The 24,148-nt window shown below is 51.6% G+C and carries 24 protein-coding genes; 7 read left to right on the top strand and 17 right to left on the bottom strand.

The features are described from left to right. Positions 1-3: 3 nt before the first annotated feature. The 10 genes from BZJ17_RS13930 to azu form a co-directional block, all read right to left on the bottom strand. Positions 4-777: a phosphoadenylyl-sulfate reductase gene (locus BZJ17_RS13930; protein WP_077456534.1), complete on the bottom strand. Its 774-nt coding sequence runs from the start codon at positions 775-777 to the stop codon at positions 4-6. After that, positions 770-2,485: an assimilatory sulfite reductase (NADPH) hemoprotein subunit gene (cysI, locus tag BZJ17_RS13925; protein WP_077456532.1), complete on the bottom strand. Its 1,716-nt coding sequence runs from the start codon at positions 2,483-2,485 to the stop codon at positions 770-772. The genes BZJ17_RS13930 and cysI overlap by 8 nt, the downstream gene beginning before the upstream one ends. Beyond that, on the bottom strand, positions 2,485-4,290 hold the full coding sequence (locus BZJ17_RS13920) for an assimilatory sulfite reductase (NADPH) flavoprotein subunit (RefSeq protein ID WP_077641114.1): 1,806 nt from the start codon (positions 4,288-4,290) through the stop codon (positions 2,485-2,487). The genes cysI and BZJ17_RS13920 overlap by 1 nt, the downstream gene beginning before the upstream one ends. Before the next feature lie 155 nt (positions 4,291-4,445). Continuing rightward, the gene (locus BZJ17_RS13915; protein ID WP_077456544.1) at positions 4,446-4,673 is read right to left on the bottom strand and encodes a thymidylate kinase; all 228 of its coding nucleotides are present in this window, start codon (positions 4,671-4,673) and stop codon (positions 4,446-4,448) included. Positions 4,674-4,798: 125 nt separating this feature from the next. Beyond that, positions 4,799-6,307 (bottom strand): aldehyde dehydrogenase family protein, encoded by a 1,509-nt coding sequence (locus BZJ17_RS13910; RefSeq protein ID WP_077480296.1) that lies wholly within the window; start codon positions 6,305-6,307, stop codon positions 4,799-4,801. A 212-nt stretch (positions 6,308-6,519) separates the two neighbouring features. Then, positions 6,520-7,164: a TIGR04219 family outer membrane beta-barrel protein gene (locus BZJ17_RS13905; RefSeq protein ID WP_069589680.1), complete on the bottom strand. Its 645-nt coding sequence runs from the start codon at positions 7,162-7,164 to the stop codon at positions 6,520-6,522. A gap of 169 nt (positions 7,165-7,333) precedes the next feature. Continuing rightward, on the bottom strand, positions 7,334-7,597 hold the full coding sequence (gene pspG, locus BZJ17_RS13900; RefSeq protein WP_069589681.1) for an envelope stress response protein PspG: 264 nt from the start codon (positions 7,595-7,597) through the stop codon (positions 7,334-7,336). A gap of 162 nt (positions 7,598-7,759) precedes the next feature. Continuing rightward, positions 7,760-8,788 carry a tRNA dihydrouridine(20/20a) synthase DusA gene (gene dusA / locus BZJ17_RS13895; RefSeq protein ID WP_077641113.1) on the bottom strand — a complete coding sequence of 343 codons (1,029 nt, stop codon included), beginning with the start codon at positions 8,786-8,788 and terminating at the stop codon, positions 7,760-7,762. A 184-nt stretch (positions 8,789-8,972) separates the two neighbouring features. After that, positions 8,973-9,905 (bottom strand): glycosyl transferase family 90, encoded by a 933-nt coding sequence (locus tag BZJ17_RS13890; RefSeq protein WP_077641112.1) that lies wholly within the window; start codon positions 9,903-9,905, stop codon positions 8,973-8,975. Positions 9,906-10,022: 117 nt separating this feature from the next. Further along, positions 10,023-10,469 carry an azurin gene (azu, locus tag BZJ17_RS13885; RefSeq protein WP_069589685.1) on the bottom strand — a complete coding sequence of 149 codons (447 nt, stop codon included), beginning with the start codon at positions 10,467-10,469 and terminating at the stop codon, positions 10,023-10,025. Between the two features lie 283 nt (positions 10,470-10,752). Here azu and zur point away from each other — a divergent pair, with 283 nt between their 5' ends. Both zur and BZJ17_RS13875 read left to right on the top strand, forming a co-directional pair. Continuing rightward, positions 10,753-11,196, top strand: coding sequence for a zinc uptake transcriptional repressor Zur (gene zur, locus BZJ17_RS13880; RefSeq protein ID WP_069589686.1), 444 nt, complete (start codon positions 10,753-10,755; stop codon positions 11,194-11,196). A 29-nt stretch (positions 11,197-11,225) separates the two neighbouring features. Further along, positions 11,226-11,690 carry a chemotaxis protein CheX gene (locus tag BZJ17_RS13875; protein WP_069589687.1) on the top strand — a complete coding sequence of 155 codons (465 nt, stop codon included), beginning with the start codon at positions 11,226-11,228 and terminating at the stop codon, positions 11,688-11,690. A gap of 69 nt (positions 11,691-11,759) precedes the next feature. Here BZJ17_RS13875 and pgi read toward each other — a convergent pair whose 3' ends face one another. Continuing rightward, the gene (gene pgi / locus BZJ17_RS13870) at positions 11,760-13,415 is read right to left on the bottom strand and encodes a glucose-6-phosphate isomerase (protein WP_077641118.1); all 1,656 of its coding nucleotides are present in this window, start codon (positions 13,413-13,415) and stop codon (positions 11,760-11,762) included. 230 nt (positions 13,416-13,645) lie between these two features. Here pgi and BZJ17_RS13865 point away from each other — a divergent pair, with 230 nt between their 5' ends. Next, on the top strand, positions 13,646-14,077 hold the full coding sequence (locus BZJ17_RS13865) for a secondary thiamine-phosphate synthase enzyme YjbQ (RefSeq protein WP_077641111.1): 432 nt from the start codon (positions 13,646-13,648) through the stop codon (positions 14,075-14,077). 9 nt (positions 14,078-14,086) lie between these two features. On the opposite strand, the gene alr is transcribed toward BZJ17_RS13865, so the two are convergent. Both alr and BZJ17_RS13855 read right to left on the bottom strand, forming a co-directional pair. Continuing rightward, a complete protein-coding gene (gene alr, locus BZJ17_RS13860; RefSeq protein WP_077457928.1) occupies positions 14,087-15,217 on the bottom strand; it encodes an alanine racemase in 1,131 nt (376 codons plus the stop codon). Beyond that, complete coding sequence (locus tag BZJ17_RS13855; RefSeq protein WP_077480277.1) at positions 15,207-16,598, bottom strand: replicative DNA helicase; 1,392 nt, start codon at positions 16,596-16,598, stop codon at positions 15,207-15,209. The genes alr and BZJ17_RS13855 overlap by 11 nt, the downstream gene beginning before the upstream one ends. Before the next feature lie 178 nt (positions 16,599-16,776). Between BZJ17_RS13855 and BZJ17_RS13850 the strand changes: the two genes are divergently transcribed. Then, positions 16,777-17,538 (top strand): DUF481 domain-containing protein, encoded by a 762-nt coding sequence (locus BZJ17_RS13850; protein ID WP_069589692.1) that lies wholly within the window; start codon positions 16,777-16,779, stop codon positions 17,536-17,538. 72 nt (positions 17,539-17,610) lie between these two features. On the opposite strand, the gene rplI is transcribed toward BZJ17_RS13850, so the two are convergent. Genes rplI through rpsF form a run of 4 tightly spaced genes read right to left on the bottom strand, consistent with a single transcriptional unit; the run spans position 17,611 to position 19,064 of the window. Then, on the bottom strand, positions 17,611-18,060 hold the full coding sequence (rplI, locus tag BZJ17_RS13845) for a 50S ribosomal protein L9 (RefSeq protein ID WP_069589694.1): 450 nt from the start codon (positions 18,058-18,060) through the stop codon (positions 17,611-17,613). 32 nt (positions 18,061-18,092) lie between these two features. Then, positions 18,093-18,320 (bottom strand): 30S ribosomal protein S18, encoded by a 228-nt coding sequence (rpsR, locus tag BZJ17_RS13840; RefSeq protein WP_069589695.1) that lies wholly within the window; start codon positions 18,318-18,320, stop codon positions 18,093-18,095. A 16-nt stretch (positions 18,321-18,336) separates the two neighbouring features. Further along, on the bottom strand, positions 18,337-18,639 hold the full coding sequence (gene priB / locus BZJ17_RS13835; protein ID WP_069589696.1) for a primosomal replication protein N: 303 nt from the start codon (positions 18,637-18,639) through the stop codon (positions 18,337-18,339). Positions 18,640-18,647: 8 nt separating this feature from the next. Next, the gene (gene rpsF / locus BZJ17_RS13830) at positions 18,648-19,064 is read right to left on the bottom strand and encodes a 30S ribosomal protein S6 (protein WP_069589698.1); all 417 of its coding nucleotides are present in this window, start codon (positions 19,062-19,064) and stop codon (positions 18,648-18,650) included. 599 nt (positions 19,065-19,663) lie between these two features. On the opposite strand from rpsF, the gene BZJ17_RS13820 reads away from it, so the two are divergent. The 3 genes from BZJ17_RS13820 to BZJ17_RS13810 form a co-directional block, all read left to right on the top strand. Next, positions 19,664-22,489: a glycosyl hydrolase family 18 protein gene (locus BZJ17_RS13820; RefSeq protein ID WP_077641109.1), complete on the top strand. Its 2,826-nt coding sequence runs from the start codon at positions 19,664-19,666 to the stop codon at positions 22,487-22,489. Between the two features lie 52 nt (positions 22,490-22,541). Beyond that, complete coding sequence (locus BZJ17_RS13815; RefSeq protein ID WP_077641108.1) at positions 22,542-23,714, top strand: lytic polysaccharide monooxygenase; 1,173 nt, start codon at positions 22,542-22,544, stop codon at positions 23,712-23,714. A 9-nt stretch (positions 23,715-23,723) separates the two neighbouring features. Further along, the coding region (locus BZJ17_RS13810) for a chitinase N-terminal domain-containing protein (RefSeq protein ID WP_277868805.1) at positions 23,724-24,148 on the top strand (425 nt) is incomplete at its 3' end.

Here is a 24,148-nt window from a genome sequence, read left to right as displayed (position 1 = left end):
CGGCTAAATACCTGCCCCATCGTTCACATCATCTTCGTGCAGACCACATTCTCGTTTCAGACCGAAAAAGCGGGTTTGCTCCTCGCTCATGCCGGGCTCTAACCGCTGAGTGGTATGTACATCACCCACGGAGACATAACCTTGCTCCCACAAAGGATGGTAAGGCAAGTCATGCTCGGTCAAATAAGCGTGCACTTGTTTATTGCTCCAATCCACCACAGGCAAAAACTTAAATACACCATGCTGCACGCTTAAAATGGGTAAATGCGCACGCGATTGCGATTGTCCGTGACGCAACCCTGAGAACCATGTACCGGCATTAAGCTCGGTTAATGCTCGCTTCATCGGCGCCACTTTATTGATCTGGTTATAGCGAGTGATCCCCTCAACCCCCTGCTCCCACAATTTGCCATAGCGGGCTTCTTGCCATGCTGGGCTCAATTCAGAACGGTAGACGTTGAGATTGAGCTTTAAACGTGCCTGCAGGTGATCGATAAATTGGTAGGTTTCTTGGAATAAGTAGCCAGTGTCGGTCAGGATCACCGGAATGTCCGGCTTCACCTGACTGACCATATGCAGCATCAATGCCGCTTGTATCCCAAAGCTGGAGGACAGCACAAACTGTCCATCCAGATGTTCCAACGCCCAGCGAATGCGCTGCTGCGCGGTGTACTGCTCGAGCTCAGCGTTAATTTCAGCCAGCGCAAGCGTCTGCTGACTTTTATTCATCGCCACCAGATCGGCGCGGGTCAGCGCAGAATAAACCGTATCAGGCATAGAAGTCCCTCTTCGATACATGTACAGGTGCAATCACGTCGGTACGAATCAAGAAATCCCCAAAATGCTCGCCTTCTTGACGTTCGCGCGCCCAGCGGCCAATCAAGGTATCTAACTCGGCCAAGATTTCTTGGTCGGTGATATTTTCTTTGTACATTTTGGGAATACGTGTGCCTTCCCAGTTGCCTCCCAAGTGCAGGTTATAGCGGCCGGGCGCTTTGCCAACTAACCCTACTTCCGACAACATGGCGCGACCACAACCGTTCGGGCAACCGGTGACACGCAGAACAATCGGATCATCTTGCACTTGATGCTTTTGCTGAATTTTCTCTACTTGCGTAACAAAATCCGGCAAAAAGCGCTCCGCTTCGGCCATCGCCAACGGACAGGTTGGGAAAGAGACACAGGCCATCGAATTGGTGCGCTGTACACTGTGCGCATCATCAATCAGACGGTAGCGGCGAGCGAGCGCTTCTATTTGGTCTTTTTGCGCTTCAGGGATCCCAGCAATAATCAAATTCTGGTTGGCTGTCATCCGAAAGTCGCCTTGGTGCACCTTAGCAATCTCAGCCATCCCGGTTTTCAGCGGCTTTTCTGGCGTATCACGTAAACGGCCATTTTCAATAAACAGCGCCAAATGGTATTTACCATCAATGCCTTTGGTCCAGCCTAGGCGATCGCCACGCCCGGTAAAGGTATAAGGCCGGCTTGGTGCAAAGCTGACGCCAGCGCGCTTTTCCACTTCCGCTTTAAACGTCTCCACACCGACACGGTCAAGGGTATACTTGGTTTTGGCATTCTTACGGTTCGAACGGTTCCCCCAGTCTCGTTGGGTCGTCACCACAGCCTCTGCAATCTTCAACGTATGCTCAAGGGGTATAAAACCGAAATCATCCGCGCGGCGTGGATAGGTGCTGGTGTCACCATGGGTCATGGCAAGCCCGCCACCGACCAGAACATTAAACCCAACCAGTTGACCCTTCTCAGCAATGGCAACAAAGTTCAGGTCATTGGCGTGCACATCCACATCATTTTGCGGGGGGATCACCACAGTGGTCTTAAATTTACGTGGTAGATAACGCTTACCTAAAATCGGCTCATCATCTTGCTTACCTTCCACTTTTTCGCCATCCAGCCAAATCTCCGCGTAAGCGCGTGTTTTAGGCAGTAAATGTTCACTGATCCGCTTGGCCCAATCGTACGCTTGCTGATGAAGTTCAGACTCAACAGGGTTCGAGGTACACAGGACATTACGGTTTACATCCCCCGCGGTGGCAATCGCATCAATCCCATATTTGTTCAAGGTTTGATGCATCATCTTGATATTGGGTTTCAATACACCATGAAACTGAAACGTTTGACGGGTGGTCAAACGGATACTGCCGTACAGGGTATTTTCTTTAGCAAATCGGTCGATAGCCAGCCACTGCTCGGGGGAGATGATCCCCCCCGGCATCCGGGCACGCAGCATCACATTGTGTAACGGCTCAAGCTTTTGTTTTTGTCGCTCAGCACGAATATCGCGATCGTCTTGCTGGTACATACCGTGGAAACGGATCAACTGAAAGTTGTCATCCGTAAAGCCGCCAGTGATCGGGTTGGTAAGATCCTCACTGATGGTGCCACGTAAGAAGTTACTGTCATCTTTTAATCGCTCGTTATCGGCGAGGGGCCCCAGTGTGTCGCCCGCAAATTTTTGCTCACTCATTAGTACACATCCCTTTGATAGCGCTTATCTTTGCGCAATTCATTAATAAAGGTCTCAGCGTCTTCTCGGCTCAACTGACCTTGGTGCTGGGCAATGTGAATCAGGGCATCATGCACATCTTTTGCCATGCGATTCGCATCCCCACAGACATACACATACGCGCCGTTTGACAACCACTGCCATACCTCACTGGCGCGTTCGAGTAATCGGTGCTGCACATACACTTTTTCTGCTTGGTCACGGCTAAATGCCACATCCATGCGAGTCAGCAGACCGGATTTCAGGTACTGCTGCCATTCAACTTGATAGAGGAAATCATCGGTGAAGGTGCGATCGCCAAAGAACAGCCAATTATCGCCGCTGGCTTCTCGCTGCTCTCGCTCTTGCAAGAAAGCCCGGAATGGCGCAATACCCGTGCCAGGGCCAATCATGATGATGGGCGTATCGTCATTGTCGGGAAGTTTGAAGTTATCGTTGTGCTCAACAAATACTTTGACCGAGCCAATAGCGTCTGCCCGTTGGGTTAAAAAGCCCGAGGCACCACCTTGACGCAAAGCACCTTGCGCCTGTTCATAGGCCACCAAGCCGACAGTCAGGTGAACTTCGTCTTCCACTTCCGCTTGGCTTGACGCGATGGAATACAGCCGTGGCGTCAGACGACGTAACACCGACTGCAGTTGCTCGGCATGTAGCTGCACGTCAGCAAGGCTCAACACATCAATCACTTGGGTTTGATTGGCATAATCACGAAGCGTCGCTTTGTCTTCGGTGAGCGCGGTTAATGCATCATTTTCAGTCAACGCCGCGAGCGCTACGATTTGTTGCGGATTAGAGACGGTAATTTCATAGTGCTCAATCAAGGCCTCGCGAATTGAGACCGCACGCCCGTCAATCTCAATGCTCTCGTCACCGTTCAAGCCGACACGCGCCAAAATCGCATCCGCCAACTCTGGGTCGTTTTGGTACCACACACCGAATGCATCGCCGGGCTGATACTGGATCCCTGAATCCCCTAAATCGAATTCAAGGTGATAAACGGCTTTATCTGAGCCTCGACCAGTAATTCGCTGGCAGGTGAGTAGTTCAGCCTCATAAGGCGATTGTTTGGTATATGCGCTGGTTGCCGCTGCTGTTTGACGAATCGGTACCACTTGCGCATCGCCACTTGCCTGAAAGTGCTGCTTCACTTCCGCTAAGGTTTGCTCTCGCCACGCGCTCGCGGTGGCTTCATAATCCACATCACAATCAAGGCGCGCCACCATCGGCTTAGCGCCCAGTTTTTGCAAAAAGGTGTCAAAGTCTTTTCCGGTTTGACAGAAGTACTCATAACTCGAATCGCCCAGACTCAACACGGCATAATGAAGATGGTCGAGCTTGGGCGCCTTTTTCGATTGCAAAAACTCATGCAGGGCAATGGCGTTATCAGGCGGCTCGCCCTCGCCATTGGTTGATGCCACGATCACCACATGGCTCTCTTTGCTAAGCTGCTTGCCTTTATAGTTATCTGCAGCCACCAGCTTTGCAGGGATCCCTGCCGCTTGTGCATCGTGATGCAGCGCTTCTGCCACGCCTTTAGCATTGCCGGTTTGCGAGGCGTAAATAATGGTTAAGGTATGATTCGGGCTAGCTTGGGCGTCAGCACTGGGAGACGCAGCCGTGGTGGTGGGTGATTGGCTCAGTCCCCAAAAGTAGCCACTGATCCAGGCCAGCTGCTGAGGTGACAGTTCAGCCACCGCTTGCTGCAACTGGCCGATCTGCTGATCGTTCAGCGGGCTAGTCAGCCCAGAGAGTTCCTTAAGTAACATGGTGACGACATTCCTTGCTTACATTGCGTGAATGCTAGCGTAACCGCACCAACTAATAACAAGAAAGAATAGATACGAATGTTTTATAACTTTTAGTAAGAAGAGGGGCGCACAAAGGCGGGTGTTGATGCACTTCAACACCGAGGTGTGACGGGTCAATCCGCGATGCGAACTTGGTCAAACCCGATTTGTAATGCGTTTAGCGTGGCTTGGTCAATATCGGCGAAGCACTGCTCAATGCCTTCCGCATCGGTCAACGCCATAATACCGCCGCCCGTGTGGCGACATTCCACGACCCAACCTTCACTGTCTAATGAAGGCTCCACCATCACCTCAACCAGCAGCTTTTGGTGGTATAAGGCACGTAATTGCTCGGCTGTCATCATTATTCTGCCTACCTACTTGCTCACTTATTGAGCTTAGTATCAGATAAGCAGGCTCGCCAGATCCGGCCTGACAACCTTGGGAGCTTAACCAGTGCGGCTTACTGCCGCACTGGTCGATTCGATCAGAAAAAACCCAATGGATTGATGTCGTAACTGACCAGCAAGTTCTTGGTTTGCTGATAGTGGCCAAGCATCATTTTGTGGGTCTCTCGTCCGATACCAGACTTTTTGTAGCCTCCAAACGCGGCATGCGCCGGATAAAGGTGATAGCAATTGGTCCAGACACGACCCGCTTGGATCGCTCTCCCCATCCGATAAGCACGGTTCATATCTCGAGTCCAAAGCCCCGCGCCCAACCCGTACTCAGTGTGGTTGGCAATCGCTAAAGCTTCCGCCTCATCCTTGAAGGTGGTCACCCCAATCACGGGCCCAAAGATCTCTTCTTGGAACACCCGCATATTGTTGTGCCCTTTCAATAGCGTCGGCTGCACATAATAGCCGCCGCCCAAGTCTTGATGGCTGCCACCAATTAATACCTGCGCGCCCTCTTCTTGACCCACTTTCAAGTAGCTCATGATCTTATCAAACTGTTCATCAGACGCTTGCGCTCCCACTTGGGTCTCGGTGTCGAGCGGGTTGCCTTGTTTTATCTTGCCTGCACGCTCAATCACGCGGGCAATAAAATCGTCGTAGATACTTTCTTGGATCAGTGCGCGTGACGGACAGGTACAGACTTCACCTTGGTTGAAAAAGCCCAACAGCAAGCCTTCTACCGCCTTATCGATATAGGCATCCTCTTGCTGCATCACGTCTTCAAAATAAATGTTGGGCGATTTGCCACCCAACTCCACGGTGGAAGGAATGAGATTTTCTGCTGCGCAGCGCAGAATATGATGCCCTACAGGAGTGGAACCGGTGAATGCAAGTTTGGCAATCCGTGGTGATGTGGCAAGCGCTTGTCCAGCTTCGGCGCCATAACCATTGACGACGTTCACCACACCCGCAGGCAGAAGATCGCCAATTAACTCCATCAATAGCAAAATGGTGGTCGGGGTTTGCTCGGCCGGTTTTAGCACCACGCAGTTCCCTGCCGCCAGTGCGGGGGCAAGCTTCCACGATGCCATCAGCAACGGAAAGTTCCACGGTATGATTTGTCCTACCACGCCTAATGGCTCATAAATGTGGTACGCCACCGTGCCTGCATCCAACTCTGCCGCGGTGCCCTCTTGGGCACGAATACAACCCGCAAAGTAGCGGAAATGGTCGGCGCAAAGGGGAATATCGGCGGCCAAGGTTTCGCGCACGGCTTTGCCGTTCTCCCACGTTTCTGCCACCGCCAGCATTTCCAGATTCGCTTCAATGCGATCAGCAATTTTTAACAATATATTGGCGCGATCGGTCACCGAGGTTTGGCCCCACGCTGTTTTTGCTTGATGGGCAGCATCCAGCGCAAGGTCGATGTCTTCTGCGCTTGAACGCGGCACTTCAGCCACGGTTTCACCGGTACACGGCGATGTGTTGGCAAAATACTGCCCCTTCACGGGTGGCACCCATTCACCACCAATATAGTTCTCGTAACGCGGTTTAAACTGGACTATGGCGCCTTCGGTGCCGGGCTTTGCGTAAATCATAGCGATTCCTTATTCCATGTCAGAGTGGATGGCGGAGCAATCACTGCTATCTCCTTGCCGTGTCACAGAGGTAGCATGCCAACGTTTTTCCGCACTGGGTATTGGCCGAAAGTCGAAGTGAGAGCCATCCCACAATCGCTATGCGCTTGATTTTAAGTATAAAAAAACCGCGCCTAAGCGCGGTTTCAATGTCCGGATAACGCAACCATCCATTAAAAGTCGAGTTCTGCACCGACAAAGAAGCCCGTCAGATCCAGTTTGCCGTCGTTGTTATCAAAGTAATCAAAGTCATGCTCGATCATTCGATAGCCACCACGTACGTTAAGATCAGCAGCAACAAGGCCCAACTGATACTGAACGCCGGCTTCGGCATCCAAGGTGCTGGTGCCATCAAACTCACCTTTGCTCACGGTCGCAAATACGAATAGTGGTGTGCCCACTAACCCGAGACGCGCATCGGCATACACATTAGGTTGCCACTCATCAAAGCTTTGGCCACCAAATTTGCCCGATTGGAAACGCTGCATATTGATGCCCGCGTCAACCGAGACAAGATCGTTGTCTAGCAGCTCGTAATACGCCACAAAGTCAATTTGATCAAAACTGACGTCAGGGTTATCCACGCTAACTGAGGTATGGCGGATCTTCGCATTGGGGATCAGTGGTAAAGGATGTTCAATCGCGGCGTAATACGATCCAGAGGTACTCGCATCATCGGCTTCAACATTGTTGACATCCGCATCCATGAACCAGGCATCCGCCCCTACTTTACCGCCCGCAAGGGTCGCAGCCTGAGAAGGCATGGCCATCAACGCGGTTAGCGCTGCGGCGGCAAGCGTCATTGAAGTCGTTTTCATGAAACTCTCCACATTGTCGATAAAAAAGTGTCGTCACGCGGAGGCGGCAAAGCCATGCCTTGTCGCCGGTAGATATGAATGATAGCAAGCTTTATGCCCGGATGGCGCTATTCGCATGTTTACCTGCTGGTTTCTCGTGCAGCAGGCCACATTTTTTCACCGAAAAGGCTTAGCGACGACGATAACGCGCCCAACGACGTTCACGAACAATCACTTCTGGCTCGCCTTTGCGTTGGCGACGGTTACGCTTGAGCAACCAGACAATCGCGGCGATCACCAACAACCAAGGCAACAGTTTAAGCAAGGTGCCAATCATGCCCGCGACCATCATGACCGCGAAGCCAGCCAACATAGCCAGCACCATTCCCATGATGCTCACACCCGTCATAAATAACACAGCCGCAAAGCCAATGAGGAATAGAATTTCGATCATTACGATCTCCTTGTCTTGATAGCGAGACAGACTTTGCAGGTTTCAGGCCAGTTTGTCACTTGGTTTTTTATCCATTTATTCAATGAGTTGCTCAGCATGCTCCGTGCCTTACCACGCATTTCGTCAAATTTATCACTAATAAGTAGTTATTTTGGCCACGTTTTACGCGTCCAACCAATCGTCAGGAATATGACTCATGGCGGTAGTCAGTACCTCAATACCGGCTCCCGGTTTATGCGCATTCTCGCTGATATAACGGCGCCACTGGCGCGCGCCCGGCATGTTTTGGAATAACCCTAACATGTGGCGGCTAATGTGATTAAGCTGCGCACCTTGGCGTAATTGTTGCTCGATATAGGGGAACATGCCTTCAACCACTTGGCGGCGACTCACACGTGCCTGCGCGCTGCCAAACAAACGCTGATCGACATCCGCCAATAAGAAAGGATTTTGATATGCCTCACGACCGACCATCACTCCGTCCAGATGCGCAAGGTGCTGCTCGGCTTCTTCAAGGGTTTTCACGCCACCATTAATAGCCATGACCAGATGTGGAAAGTCTTTTTTAAGCTGATACACACGCGGGTAATCCAGCGGTGGAATTTCACGATTTTCTTTGGGGCTCAGGCCTTTTAACCACGCTTTACGCGCATGAATCGTGAACATATCACAGCCGCCTTTTTCACTGACGATGCCCACAAAGTCGGTCAAAAATTCGTAGCTATCTTGCTCATCTATACCAATGCGAGTTTTCACCGTGATGGGCACATCAGTCACTTCACGCATCGCAGCCACACACTGCGCCACCAGCTCAGGTTCAGCCATTAGGCACGCACCAAACCGCCCGTTTTGCACCCGATCCGACGGGCAACCAACGTTGAGGTTAATTTCATCATAGCCACGTTCGGCCGCCAGCTTGGCGCACGTTGCCAAATCCGCCGGATCCGATCCCCCCAGCTGCAACGCCACCGGATGCTCCTGCTCGTTGTAAGCAAGATAGTCCGCTTTACCATGAATGATCGCGCCCGTGGTCACCATCTCGGTAAACAACAAAGTGTGTTCTGATAGTAAGCGATGAAAATAACGGCAGTGACGATCCGTCCAATCGAGCATGGGCGCAACAGAGAAACGCTGCATCACCGTTTTTGGCGTCACATCAGGGCTGGCGGCGGTTTTGCTGGGGTTAGTCATGGTCTCGAATCTCTGCAAATTACGTTAAACGACAGTCGTTTTCGACAGGCGGACGCGGATTATACACATTGCATCGGTAAGATTTAAGCAGAACCATCCCGCCTGACCACGAGGCAGAAGAAAAGCACAAGCTAACAGTATGGCAGCCGTTATGATGATTTAAACCAAACCAGCCCCTGTGCTTCTATAGCTGCTGCGAAAGCCGAAAGTATTTCTCTGCCACTAAGTAGCTGATCACCGCCTCTTTTTGTCGGTCGCGGAATTGATTTACCCACTGATGGGCATTGTGAATGATCGCTTGCGCTTCATGCGGGTAGGTAAGGTAATGATCGATAACTGCCTCTAGGTTGGAAAAATCTGCGTTCACTTCGGCATAGTGAACCCCAGGGATTAATTGGCCCTCCATAAACCAGGTTTCATACTCCAGCGGCGGTGAGAGGCATAGCGAGTTGGATGACAGTATCCACTTTAAATTGGTCGCAACGTCTTTCCCTTCCACACTGAGAATAAACTTATGCTGTAACTGCGCATGCGGTGTTAGCGGGACTTTTCGATAGGCTTGGTCAGTGTCATTCACGGGGCGGGTATCCCCGACATCAATGATAGGGTGCGTGTAAAAGCGGCGAAGAAGTTGGAGACGCTTGTGATTAAAACAGCGTCCACGCCATACCGCGCTATCGCGTTTTTGCCCAAACGGTACAGGATCATCGATAAATTGAAAATGACGCACCGCATTGAGCTTGAGTAATACGGCGTTTTGATTGTCGCCATGAATGGGACGACTCTTTACAAAGGCTGGCGTAAGTGGCGGTTGCGTGACATCGCCACCTAAGTAATGCAAAAACAAGCCGTTGGGGAACCAGCGCATCACCCGCAATATATCTAAAAAATACACCGAGCCGTGATCTTGTCTCACTCGGCCCGTCTGATGATCGCAATATTGCTCCGACAAACAAAAAGGGGCATTCAAACGGTTGTAATAGCTGACACGTTGATCAATATCAGATTGATGCTGCTGATAAATGGGCAACAGTTGCCGGCACATCCATGTGCGATACCAATCATTAGGGATCGCATTGAGTGCCAAGTTATAACTATAGTAGCGGAGTTTTTTCACCCTCTTGCTCCGTCAATCCGTTTGCGGACATCGATTTACCGCAAAGCCTAGTCGAGCAAGATGACGAGCAAATGAAATGGGCGAGAGAGCCTGTTGCTCGCTCTCTCGCGACAAGACTTATTCGATGGTGAATTTGCCTTTCATCACAGTCCAGTGGCCTGGGAAAGAGCAGAAATAGGTTAAGTCTTTGCCTTTCAGTCCTTCAGTTGAGAAGGTAATCGTGGTGCTTTCGCCGCCGCCAATCAATTTGGTATGCGCCAAGATGCGATCATCGCCTTGTGGCAAATAATCGTTATTTGGGCCGGCACCCGCGCCTTTCATGGCAATGTCTTGCAGGTTAGATGTTTCTGACAGCACCCAGTTGTGGCCCATCGAGGTCACAGGCATGGAGCCTTGGTGCTCCAGGGTTAGCGTCACTTCACTGCAGCTTGCTGGCACGGATAGCGATGTTTGATCGTAGGCCATTTTATCACCGGTGGTGACAGTTAACTCACACTCGTTGGCAGCCGCTTGCGTAGAAACAGACGCGAACGCCAGTGCGGCGAGGGCTAACAGTTTTTTCATCGGTACATACTCCTATTATGGATGTAAAGGTATGTTTTTTATGCCTGTGGCACGCTGTCATCATACGGACTCGCTACAAGAAAACAGTTAGCCGATTCAAAGATCAGCAGATTGTTAACTGTTTTTATTTTGCTCAATACTGTGAGAGGCCTGATCGCGATCAAGCGATACACGTAAAGCTATTTACAGGTGTGTGATAACGCATAGGATTAAAGACAGACAGGGTGCGCTGACCAGTGGCTATGATAAGATAACAAACTGACTGTCAGCACTTTGAGGCGCTATGACCAATACCACTGGGTTACTGCACCGCGCACAGCAGCTTTGTGAGCAGCGAGGAGTAAGGCTTACTCCACAACGTACGCGCGTTTACGAAATTATTGCCAACTACTCACGCGCCATCAGTGCCTATGAGTTGCTTGATGTGTTGCGCGAAACAGAACCACAAGCCAAACCCCCAACTGTCTATCGTGCGCTAGACTTTCTATTAGCGCAGGGGTTTGTACACAAAGTGGAGTCAACCAACAGCTACATCGCTTGTTGCCATTTGGGGCACCAAGGACACTGCTCGCAACTGTTGATTTGCGATCAATGCGGTACGGTCGAAGAGTGCCACACCGAGGAGCTGTCGGATGCATTGCGTGAAAAGGCGCAGCAAGTGGGCTTTCACGTACAACACCATGTGATTGAAACGCATGGCACATGTGCACAGTGCTTGGCTCAATAACATTGAATTGATTAGGACGGACATTCTTTATGGAAGCACAATTCGTCAACCCATTCCTGACCTCGCTGATTAACGTGCTGCAAACCATGGCACAGTTAGATATTCAGCCTGAGAAGCCTCACCTAAAGAAATCCGAGATAGCTAAAGGGGATGTTTCTGGGTTAATCGGTATGGTTGGCCCACAAACCAAAGGGTCGTTCTCAGTGACCTTTGACGAAGATATGGCGCTGGAGATCATGTTTCGCATGCTCGGTGAACGCGCAGACTCGATCAACGAAGAAGTCACTGACATGGTGGGTGAAATCACCAATATGGTGACCGGGGGTGCCAAGCGTATTCTGTCAGAAAAAGGCTTTGAGTTTGAGATGGCAACCCCAGTGGTGGTGTCTGGTAAAGGTCATACCATCAATCACAAAAGCGATGGGCCTGTGATTATTATGCCGTTTAAATCGCCTCACGGTACTGCCTTCATTGAAATCTGCTTTGATCACTAAGACAGCACGGCTCGATACACAAACGCCGCGCAATTGCGCGGCGTTTTTTTCGTTTCACCGTTTAAGCGATTACGCTTGGCGCCATTGCTTAAAGGTGTTGATCAAGCCATTGGTCGAGCTATCATGGCTGTCGATTTCGTTATTATCGCTCAACTCTGGCAGGATGTTATTTGCGAGCTGTTTACCTAGCTCAACGCCCCACTGATCAAAGCTGTAGATATTCCAAATCACACCCTGCGTGAAGATTTTGTGCTCGTACATCGCAATCAACGCGCCCAAAGTATATGGCGTGATTTGATTGACCAGAATCGAGTTCGTCGGACGGTTGCCCTCAAACACTTTAAACGGTGCGATCGCAGCAACTTCATCGGCTGATTTACCCGCTTTTGCTAGCTCGGCTTCCACTTGCTCTCGATCTTTACCAAATGCCAGTGCTTCGGTCTGGGCGAAGAAGTTAGCCATCAATTTAGCGTGATGATCGCCAATTGCGTTGTGACTATGCACTGGGGCAATAAAGTCACACGGGATTAATTTGGTGCCTTGGTGGATCAGCTGATAGAACGCATGCTGACCATTGGTACCCGGCTCACCCCAAATGATTGGGCCGGTTTGATAGTCAACCGGATTACCGTTGCGGTCCACATACTTACCGTTTGATTCCATATTGCCTTGTTGGAAATAGGCAGCAAAACGGTGCATGTATTGATCGTAAGGTAAAATGGCTTCTGATTCTGCGCCGTGGAAGTTGTTGTACCAAATACCAATCAGTGCCAACAGCACCGGCATGTTCTGCGCCATCGGTGCGGTTTTGAAGTGGTTATCCATTTGATGCGCACCGTCAAGCAGTGCAACAAAGTTGTCGTAACCTACGCCCAAACAGATAGAAAGACCAATCGCCGACCACAATGAGTAACGACCACCCACCCAGTCCCAGAATTCGAACATGTTGGCCGTATCAATACCAAACTCAGACACCGCCTTTGCGTTAGTAGAAAGCGCGGCAAAGTGCTTCGCCACTTGGCTTTCATCCCCTGCTGCGTTCATAAACCAATCACGCGCTGTATGGGCGTTGGTCATGGTTTCTTGGGTGGTGAAGGTTTTTGATGCCACCAAGAACAAGGTGGTTTCTGGATTTAGCTCTTTTAACGTTTCGGCGATATGCGTGCCATCCACGTTAGAGACAAAGTGCAGGTTCAAATGGTTTTTGTACGCGGCGAGYGCTTCGGTCACCATATAAGGACCAAGATCTGAGCCACCGATACCAATGTTAACCACATCTGTAATCGCTTTGCCGGTATAGCCTTTCCATTCACCGCTGATCACACGCTCGGAAAACGACTGCATTTGCGCCAGTACCGCGTTCACTTTTGGCATCACGTCTTCGCCATCCACCATGATGGGTGAATTGCTGCGGTTACGCAGTGCTGTATGGAGCACGGCACGATCTTCGGTGCGGTTGATCTTCTTACCGTCAAACATCGCGCTGATCGCGTCCGCCACACCGGTTTCATCCGCCAGTGCCAGCAACTTGGTCAGTGTTTCTTCACTGATCAGGTTTTTGGAATAATCCAACAGAATGCTGTCTTCGAATTGGGTCGAGAAATGGGCGAATCGCTGTGGGTTATCGGCAAAAAGATCCGCCAGTGTGTAGTCCTGTGCTTCTTCAAAGTGGGCGGTCAGTGATTGCCACGCCACGGTTTGAGTGGGATTAGTTGTCTTTAGCATCATGGTCATCCAAATCGCGTTGTGAATGCCGCTGTTAGCGTAACAGCCGGCAAGGATCCTGTATTGTCTCAGCGTCACCACGCTGTTCGCGGTGGCAATTGGAGTAATATTACATAATCACAGCCAGATTCTCACATGCAATTGCTGTGAGAGGGTTGCGATTAATCATAGAATAGTTGGATAAGCCTTGAGCTTTTCGCTCACGACGAGGATCACAACAAGGACTGCTTATGTGGTATCAAACCGAAATTCAATTGCGCCCACGCCCGCGGGGCTTTCACCTTATTACCGACGACATCGTATCAGCACTGCCTATCCTCGATGAGATTGATATCGGGATAGTACAGGTGTTTATCAAGCATACGTCGGCGAGTTTGACCCTGAATGAAAATGCGGACCCCACAGTGCGCCAAGATATGGAAGCGCACTTTAACCACTCAGTGCCAGAACGCGCGCCCTATTATCAGCATACTTATGAAGGCGATGATGACATGCCGGCGCATCTTAAAGCATCGTTACTAGGCGCAAGCGTCACGGTCCCCATCAGACAAGGTCGGCTCAATCTCGGTACATGGCAAGGGATTTATCTGGGCGAGCATCGCGATCATGGCGGTACACGCACCTTGGTGGTCACTGTGCAAGGTGCGCCACGTACCGCTTAACATAAAAAGCTACACCGCGGCGTCATCGGCCGCGTTTAAAGCGAGATATTGACGAGGCACGCGGCCGGTGACTTGGCACACTAATTCGTAGCCAATGGTATCGACCAAGCGGGCAATGCGCTCGACGGGAAGCTCAGGCCCCCACAGTACCGCTTCGTCACCCACTTTGTCGGTCGCATCTGGGCCCAGATCAACGGTGATCATATCCATCGAGACACGCCCAGCCAGCGGCACTTCGCGACCATTCAGCCAAACAGGGGTACCGTCAGGTGCAGAGCGTGGATAGCCATCGCCATAGCCGATCGCAATCACGCCAATCAAGGTATCGCGCGAACTGCGCCAACGCGCACCATAGCCTACCGGCTCACCCGCTTTCAGTTCGCGAACGGCCATTACCCTGGACGTCAATCGCATTGCCGGTTTTAGGCCCAGCTGTTCGCCGGTGAGTTCAATTCGCGACGAAATGCCATATAGACAAATGCCGGGACGCACCCAGTCAAAATGACTTTGCGGCCAAAACAAGGTCCCTGAGGAGGCTGCCAGCGACCGCTCTCCGCTTAGCCCTTCCGTCACCTGTATGAAGGTGTCTATCTGTGCTTGCGTAATCGGATTATCCAGCTCGTCCGCACAGCCAAAGTGACTGAGAAAGCCAATGTCAGCGGCCACATTATCACAAGCATTAAGAGCGGCGAGTGCTTCCGGCACTTGCTCAGGCTGGAAACCTAAGCGGTGCATGCCTGAGTCGACTTTTAACCATACGGGTAACGGCTCACTTAACGAGGCTTGGGTCAGCATCGCTACTTGCTCTTTGCAATGCACGGTTGCCGTCAATTGATGCGTGACCAATAACGGCAGTTCATCCGCTTCATAAAACCCTTCCAGCAAGACGATGGGCAATTGGATCCCGGCACGACGTAACGTCAATGCTTCTTCCACCCGTGCCACACCGAAGGCATCGCTAAACGGGGCCAAGGTGGTGGCAACAGACGCGAGCCCATGCCCGTAACCATCGGACTTCACCACCGTCATCACTTTACTGTTAGGCGCTTTACGGCGCATCACTTGGATGTTGTGCACCATCGCCTCGGGATCAATCAAGGCACGAGCTGCATTGGTCATGGTAGACAGATCACTCATCATCAAACGCGGGTCCTGCATAGTTATCAAATCGCGAATACTGCCCTTGGAAGGTGAGACGCACACTACCAATCGGACCGTTACGCTGTTTACCAATCAGGATTTCCGCAATCCCTTTCATCGCACTTTCTGGGTTGTAGACTTCGTCTCGGTAAATAAACATGATCAAGTCGGCATCCTGCTCAATGGCGCCCGATTCACGTAAGTCCGAGTTAACTGGGCGTTTATCCGCCCGTTGCTCCAACGAGCGGTTCAGCTGCGATAGCGCCACTACAGGCACGTTCAGCTCTTTCGCGAGCGCTTTGAGCGAGCGAGAAATTTCGGCGATTTCAAGAGTTCGGTTTTCTTGTAAACCCGGTACACGCATCAATTGCAGGTAGTCGACCATGATCATGCTCAGACCGCCATGTTCACGAGCAACGCGACGAGCTCGCGAGCGCACATCGGTCGGTGTCAGACCGGAGCTGTCATCGATGTACATGTTCTTTTTCTGCATCAAGATCCCCATCGATGAGGAGATGCGCGCCCAGTCCTCATCATCAAGCTGACCTGTCCGGATCTTGGTTTGATCGACGCGCGAGAGCGAGGCCAACATACGCATCATCAGCTGTTCAGCCGGCATCTCGAGCGAGAAGATCAACACGGGTTTTTCTTGATCCATCGCCGCGTTTTCACACAAGTTCATCGCAAAGGTGGTTTTACCCATCGATGGACGTGCCGCAACAATGATTAAATCAGACGGCTGTAAGCCGGCAGTTTTTTTGTTCAGGTCAGTAAAGCCTGTCGATACGCCCGTGACACCATCTTGTGGTGACTTAAAGAGCTCTTCAATCCGCTCCAGTGTCCTACTCAACACCGAGTCAATATGCTGCGGCCCTTCGTTTTCACTGGTTCGAGATTCGGCAATCGCAAACACCTTGCTCTCGGCCATATCGAGCAGATCTTCCGAGCTACGCCCTTGCGTGTCATAGCCCGCATCGGCGATTTCATTGGCCACCCCAATCAGATTACGCACCATGGCACGCTCTCGCACAATATCGGCGTAAGCAATAATGTTGGCCGCACTTGGGGTGTTTTTCGCCAACTCCGCCAAGTAAGCAAAACCGCCCACATCGTCGAGCGTACCCGCTTTTTCAAGGTGCTCAGAGAGGGTGATCAAATCTAGTGGCTTGCCTTCATCGAGCAAGGTCTTGGTCGCATCGAAAATTAATCGATGGGGGCGACTGTAAAAGTCATGGCTGACGACTTTTTCCGCAACCGCATCCCAGCGCTCGTTATCCAACATCAAGCCACCCAGCACGGACTGCTCGGCTTCAATGGAATGTGGCGGCACTTTGAGGTTAGCGACTTGTTGATCTTTTGCGGGTTTACGATTGTCTGCCATAACGAACTCACCTATTACTGATGGGCGCCATTATACCCGCTGTCCTAGCGAGACGCTGCCCTGTCAGCCATTTTTTTCCAAACGCTGAATAATCACCGCGGATTTTAACCCAAATTTGACCGCTTCAATGCTGACGATCCCTATCATAGCGCGCCTGAGACAGTGTGAGGGTAAAGCCATGAAATCTGTTTATACGCCGCTTTGGATCTCACTATGTGTCGCGTGTATCAGTCCTGCCTATGCAACCGAGCAAGACGACACGCCAAGGTCACCTTGGTCATCCGATATTTCCATCGGTTATCAACGTCTGGGCGGCAATGCCGATTCACAAACGATCAACAGTGAGTTAAACGGCCAATACCAAGTCGAACAATACAGTTATCAAGCCAGCGTCAGTCTGCTGCAGGTTGAAAAAGATGGCGAAGAGGACAAACGCAAAACGGAGTTCGAATCCCAAGCCAATATGAAGCTTAGCGCGCAAAGCTATGCGCTGCTGAACGCCACGTACGTCGCTGACCGTTATGGCCCTTACTTTGACGACTTTATGCTCGCAACCGGTCTTGGCTACCAATGGATAGAGCGTGACGCATTAAGTGTCAGCACAGAGATAGGTCCCGGTTTTCGTTACCAACGTCCAAATTTGGACGAAATTGATGACGATGATCTGATCATGCCCTACTCGGTCAGTGAGCCTGTCGTCCGTGCTCAAGCCAAATGGCAGTGGCGTTTTTTAGATAATGCCAATATCGAGGGACGCACACAGGTGGTGTCTGGGGAAAGCAATACCAGTGTGGAAGGCGTGTTGTCGCTAGCTACCACCATTACCGAAAAGCTCTCGATTAAGCTGACGGGAAAACAAAACTACATGAGTGAAGTGCCGCCGGGGCTGAAGCACCAAGACAGTGTGTTCACGGTCGGATTACGGTATCAGTGGCTTTAGCGATTATCTGTTCACAGGCATAAAAAAAGCCAGCCTTATCGGCTGGCTCTTTCACAAACATTGTCTTGGCAATTACGCGGCAACAACGTTCACTTTTACGGTTGCGAACACGTCAGAGTGCAGTTGCACGCTGATTTCGTACTCACCAGTGTTGCGCAGCGCGCCTTCTGGTAGACGAACTTCGCTCTTCGCGATTTCAACGCCTGCTGCAGTCACAGCGTCAGCGATGTCACGAGTACCGATAGAACCGAACAGCTTGCCTTCGTCGCCCGCTTTAGATGCGATCTCAACCGCTTCTAGCGCTTCAACTTTCTCAGCACGCGCTTGAGCGGCAGCCAGTTGCTCAGCAACTTTTGCTTCTAGCTCAGCACGACGTGCTTCGAAGTGTTCGATGTTTGATTTGGTTGCCATAACAGCCTTACCTTGTGGGATAAGGAAGTTACGCGCGTAACCAGACTTAACAGTTACCTGATCACCTAGGCCACCCAGGTTACCGATTTTATCAAGTAGAATAACTTGCATTCTTCAATCCTCTCTAACGTGGACAGTTCCGATTACTGATGCTTGTCAGTGTACGGCAGCAGGGCCAGGTAACGAGCGCGCTTGATAGCACGAGCCAGTTGACGCTGGTACTTAGCACGAGTACCAGTGATACGGCTAGGTACAATCTTACCAGATTCGGTAATGTAGTTTTTTAGAGTCGCTACATCTTTGTAGTCGATCTCTTGTACGCCTTCTGCAGTGAAACGGCAGAATTTACGACGACGGAAGAAACGTGCCATGGGCTTATCTCCTGATCTAAATGTCTATAATGTGGTCGGCATGCAATACCAATTTTCCCTCGCCTTGTCGGCTGGTCTGGTAAGCGAGAAAACCGCTTACCTTGATATGGCTGCCTAAAGCTAAATCGTGAGTCTGTTGTGTTGACCCTTGCCCGCTTACCACCACCGGCAGACGACAATACACCTGACGGGGAAGGTTCGCTTCGAGTTGCGTGGAACGATGCTCTAACACAAAGTGGCAGTGCGGGATCCCTGCAGGGCTCTGGCGGTGGACCGGAGCTTTACTGATAACACCAGCAAGTTCCAATCGATTGGTCATCACAGCAATTACTCAGCAGCGCTCTCGCCTTCAGCTTTCGCTTCTGGTTTCGCTTCTGCACGCTCTTCGCGCTCAGGGCGATCTTCACGCTTAGCAGTACGCTCTTCTTTAGCCTTCATCATGACAGATGGCTCAGTGATAGCGTCTTTGGTACGCATGATCATGTTACGGATCACAGCGTCGTTGAAGCGGAACGTGCTTTCTAGCTCGTCAATCACAGATTGCTCAGCTTCTACGTTCATCAGAACATAGTGTGCTTTGTGCAGTTTGTTGATTGGGTAAGCCAGTTGACGACGGCCCCAGTCTTCTAGACGGTGGATTTGACCACCCGCATCTTTGATAGACGCAGTGTAACGCTCGATCATGCCAGCAACTTGCTCGCTCTGATCAGGGTGCACCATGAATACGATTTCGTAATGACGCATTGAGTTGCTCCTTACGGATTAATCAGCTTCCACAATTGGCCCGGTCGTCCAGCGGAAGCAAGGAACGAAAAATAAAAGACCGAGAATCAGGCGCGAGATAGTACAGAATTGCAGCGCCATTAGCAAACAGATTTTCCCTTAATTTGCTCACCTTCTGCCACCGTGTCATAACCAAACCAAAACGCCTCGCGGCCTGTTCGATCATGGTCATTTTCATTCTTGTTCACTCGCACGACAAAACCACTTAATTCGAGAGAAACAACAACTTACTAATAACAATTGGTGTGATATTGCGCCAAAAAACATGACGAACAGCAAAAAAATCAGGAAATCAAGCCTGCAAATTGTCAGGATTGGTCAACTTTCAAGCAATGTCACGCTATTGATGTACTTCTTTTTTACCAATAATTAATTTCTGAACCCGCGCTCAAATTATTGCACTTCCGCCTCCATTTCTTGGCATCAATTGCCCAACATAACGGTTTTATTGCCTAGGCTTGACCTGAAAGTCGGTTTTTTACTGCAAAAGCGTAGGGAAAGGACTCATCAATCGCTAACTGCATTGATGAAATTCGCTTCAAAAATTTTGGGAGCAAAATATGAAACTGATGACGCCATCACGTGCCGTCGCGCTGGGTTTGGCGGGACTCGCGTTAAGTAGCCCCAGCGTGCATGCTGCGGTTGATTGCCAGCCCCTGCCCGATTGGCAGAGTGGCAATACCTATACCAAAGGGGATCAAGTAAAAGCGGACGATACCGCCTATGAGGCGAGGTGGTGGACGCAAGCCGATCCTGCGACTCAGTCTGGCGAATGGAAAGCGTGGAAAATCCTCGGCCAGTGCTCGGGCAGCGTCAACCAAGCCCCTACCGCAACATTAACCGTCTCCCCGTCTGGACCCGTTAAGGTTGGCGACACACTCACCTTCACCCTCGCCGGAACCGACACGGATGGCACAGTGACCTCATTCGTACTCTCACAAGGCAAGACTGTATTATATGAAGGTGCAGAAGCGAGCAGCATTGACTGGCAAGCCGAACAAACGGGGCGCTTTACGTTTAGTCTCACCGTGACCGACGACAAAGGCGCGACCGATACCCAAACATTGCAACAGGTGGTGGGTGATGACCAAACCGGCGGCGATGAGTATGCCTGTCGCCCTGCTGGTTTATACACCACCCCAGATGTCGACGTGCCGTATTGCTCGGTGTATGACGAGAACGGCCTTGAAGACATGGGCGCCGATCACCCTCGCCGTGTCATTGGCTATTTCACCAGCTGGCGAAACGGTGCCAACGGCCAGCCAGCTTATTTAGTCAGCGATATTCCTTGGGACAAGATCACCCACATTAACTACGCCTTTGCCCATGTTAACGCGGACAACCAATTGTCTATCGGCGATCCCAACGCCCCCGATAACCCAGCGACCCAAATGACCTGGCCAGGCGTGGCCGGCGCAGAGATGGATCCAACCCTGCCGTACAAAGGCCACTTTAACTTACTCAACAAGTATAAAAAGCAGCACCCCGACGTGAAAACGCTGATCTCCGTGGGTGGCTGGGCCGAAACCGGGGGCTACTTCGGTGAAAACGGCGAGCGCATCGACAATGGCGGTTTCTACACCATGACCACCAATGCCGATGGCAGCGTCAACCAAGCTGGCATTAAAGCTTTCACCGACAGTGCCGTCGCCTTCTTGCGCCAGTATGGCTTTGATGGTCTAGACATTGATTATGAATACCCATCGTCAATGAAAGACTCAGGCCACCCTGACGATTTCGAGTACTCCAACCCACGTCGTGCGCACTTGAATAAATCCTATCAAGTATTGATGAAGTCGCTGCGTGAAGCGCTCGATAAAGCCAGTGCACAAGATGGCAAGCACTATATGCTGACCATTGCCGCACCGTCGTCGGGTTACTTATTGCGCGGGATGGAAACCTTCCAAACCACCCAATACTTAGATTACGTCAACATTATGAGCTATGACCTACACGGGGCATGGAACGATCATGTTGGCCATCAGGCGCCGCTGTACGACACCGGCGAAGACTCGGAGCTTAAACAGTGGAATGTCTACCAAACTCCTGAGTTTGGCGGGATTGGTTATTTAAATACCGACTGGGCTGCGACCTACTTTATGGGCGGTATGTCTCCCGGCCGCATCAATATCGGTATCCCATATTACACCCGCGGCTTTAAAGACGTACAAGGCGGCGATAAAGGCCTTTGGGGACGCGCGCCACTGCCAAACCAAAGTGAGTGCCCAGCCGGCACCGGTGTCGGTGAGAAAAACAAATGCGGCAACGGTGCAGTCGGGATAGATAACCTTTGGCATGATGTGGACGAGCTCGGCAACGAAGTGCCTGCAGGCTCTAACCCATTGTGGCATGTGAAAAACCTGCTCGACGGCAAACTACCGGCCTATGCGGCGGAATACGGACTCGACCCTGAGCAAGACCCCACTGATCGCCTTACTGGTAGTTATCAGCGTTACTACGATGACATTGCCAAAGCGCCATGGGTTTGGAACGAGGAAAAACGCGTATTCCTGTCGATGGAAGACGAAACCTCAATGGCCGAGAAAGTGGACTACGTAGTCAACAAAGGCCTAGGCGGGGTGATGTTCTGGGAGCTAGCGGGGGATTATCGCTATGATGATCAGCGTCAAGCCTATTTTATGGGTGACACCCTGACCTCGCTGGCGTACCAAACCTTTAAGCAATCCGGCAGCGACTACTCGCTACAACGTGGCGACGCCAACTTCCAAGTGCCAAGCGAGCAAGTGGATGTCACGTTTGACGCGCTGAACTTCCCAGTGGGCGATGACAACTACCCTATCCGCCCCACGTTCCGCTTTACCAACCATTCGGATCTGGACTTATCGGGCGCCACCATCAGCTTTGATGTGCCGGTGTCAACCTCGGCCATTTTTAAATCTGACTGGAACGCCCAGAAAAAGCTGCGCATGGAAGTCGTGCGTGATAGCAGCAATGCCAGTGGTAACAACATCGGCGGGTTTGATGCCACGCATCATCGCTTTGCCATCACCTTGATCAACGAATGGGGTGGTATAGAGCAAAGCTTTAAGCCGGGTGAAACCTTGGACGCTCAGGTGATGTACTACATGCCGATCACTAACCCGACCAATATCACCATCGAAAAAGATGGCCAGCGCTATGCGGTAAAGCAGGAGTATCCAAGCCTTCCGCCTGCGCTACCCGGTAGCACCGGTCAAAGTGGTGGTGAGCCTCAGTGTCCCGGCGTCGATGTTGCCAGCCTGAGTACCTACCCCAACTGGCCCAATGGTGGCAACCATGCCAGCGGTGGCGACCAACTTATCTACCAAGATGCGGTATGGGAAGCCAAGTGGTGGACCCAAGCGGCACCCGGTGGTCAAGCTTGGCGCCAAGTCTGCAGCCTCTAATCCATTTCTGGTCTTGAATGCGGGGGCTGCGTGCCCCCGTTAAGGAGTCGTTATGTTCAAGTCTTCGCTCACACAGTTTACCTGCCGCACCGCCGTGGCCCTTGCGCTGGTCGCAAGCAGTTCACAAGTGATGGCACATGGCTATTTAGAAAGCCCCAAAGCACGCCAAGCGATTTGCCATGAGCAAGGAGGTTATTGGTGGCCTTCAGATGGCTCACGTATCCCTAACGCTGCCTGTCGCGCTGCGTTCTTAGAGTCGGGGCACTACCCGTTTGTACAACACCACGAATCAGCGCAATTGGTGGCGGATTATCGCAATATGGATGCGGTGAAAGCGGCCGTTACCGATGGCAACTTATGTGGTGCCGGCGATCCCAATAAAGCCGGGATCAGTTTGCCCTCACCGGATTGGCAACGGACCGAAGTCACCCCAGATGGCAATGGCCAAATTGACGTACGTTTTCGCGCCACCACACCTCACAACCCAAGCTATTGGGAAATTTATCTTACCGAGCCAGACTACAACGGCGCGACCGATGCGCTGACGTGGGATGATCTCGAGAAGATCGACACCTTTGGTGATCTGCCCATTGTGATCGGCGATGACGGTAACCGGTATTACGAGATGACCGTGACCCTGCCCGCCGATCGTCAAGGTGACGCCATTCTCTATAGCCGTTGGCAACGCATTGATCCGGCCGGTGAAGGCTTCTACAACTGTGCCGACATCACTATCACCCCCAGTCAGACAGCGCCAGCCCAATGGCACGAGCTGGGCTACTTTGTCCCACATCCACAAATGGCAGCTTTGGGCGATCGCGTACGTGCCCGCTTGCACAACCGCCAAGGCCAAGAAGTGGTAGATGTCACACTCACACTGACGGACCAAAATGTGGCGGAGTGGCCACACGCGCTGGCCAGCCTTATCGAACAACAGGCTAACGAGCCCTTACGTATCGGGGTAATGCGCCACGGTGAGATCCAGTTTAATGCCGATGACGTGGTGCAAAACCAAGTCTTTAGCCATCACGATAGCTATAGCTTCAACCTGTCGGTGATCCCGGCTACCGACGAACCCACCAGCAACCTGCCCGCGTGGAGCGCTTCTGAGGTCTATGTGGCCAAGGATCGCGTGCGCTACGGCGACAACATCTACCAAGCAAAATGGTGGACACGAAACGAGCAACCCGGCGCTGCCCTTGTTTGGCAACGCGTGACACAATAAGGAGCAAACATGAAGCCAATGACCCTACTCTCTCTGGCGATTGCTGGGGCACTGGGTGCCAGCCACGCCGTGGCGGCCCCCTCAACCCCAAGTTTGGACTGGAAGCCACAAAACTATTCTTTTGTTGAAGTCGACGAATATGGCCGCGGATCGTACAAAGATCTGGTGCAACGCGTGGACGAAGTCCAAATTGAAATTAAATGGAATGCCTGGTCCGGTGATGGTGGTGATAGCTACAAGGTGTACTTTGACGATCAGGTCGTTAATCAAGGCACCTTACCCGCAGGAACCAAATCTGGCGTTGTCACTTTCCCCTATGACAAAGGAGGCCGCCACCAGCTTAAACTCGCCTTATGTGAGGGAGGCGTGGATGGCCAGTGTGCGACCAGTGCCGCCAAACCCATCGTGATCGCAGACACCGACGGTGTGCACCT

The sequence above is a fragment of the Salinivibrio sp. IB574 genome, assembly GCF_001996205.1.
Classification (GTDB): domain Bacteria; phylum Pseudomonadota; class Gammaproteobacteria; order Enterobacterales; family Vibrionaceae; genus Salinivibrio; species Salinivibrio proteolyticus.
Note: the sequence above shows the minus strand (reverse complement) of the source record. Positions and strands in the feature narration are given on the sequence as shown.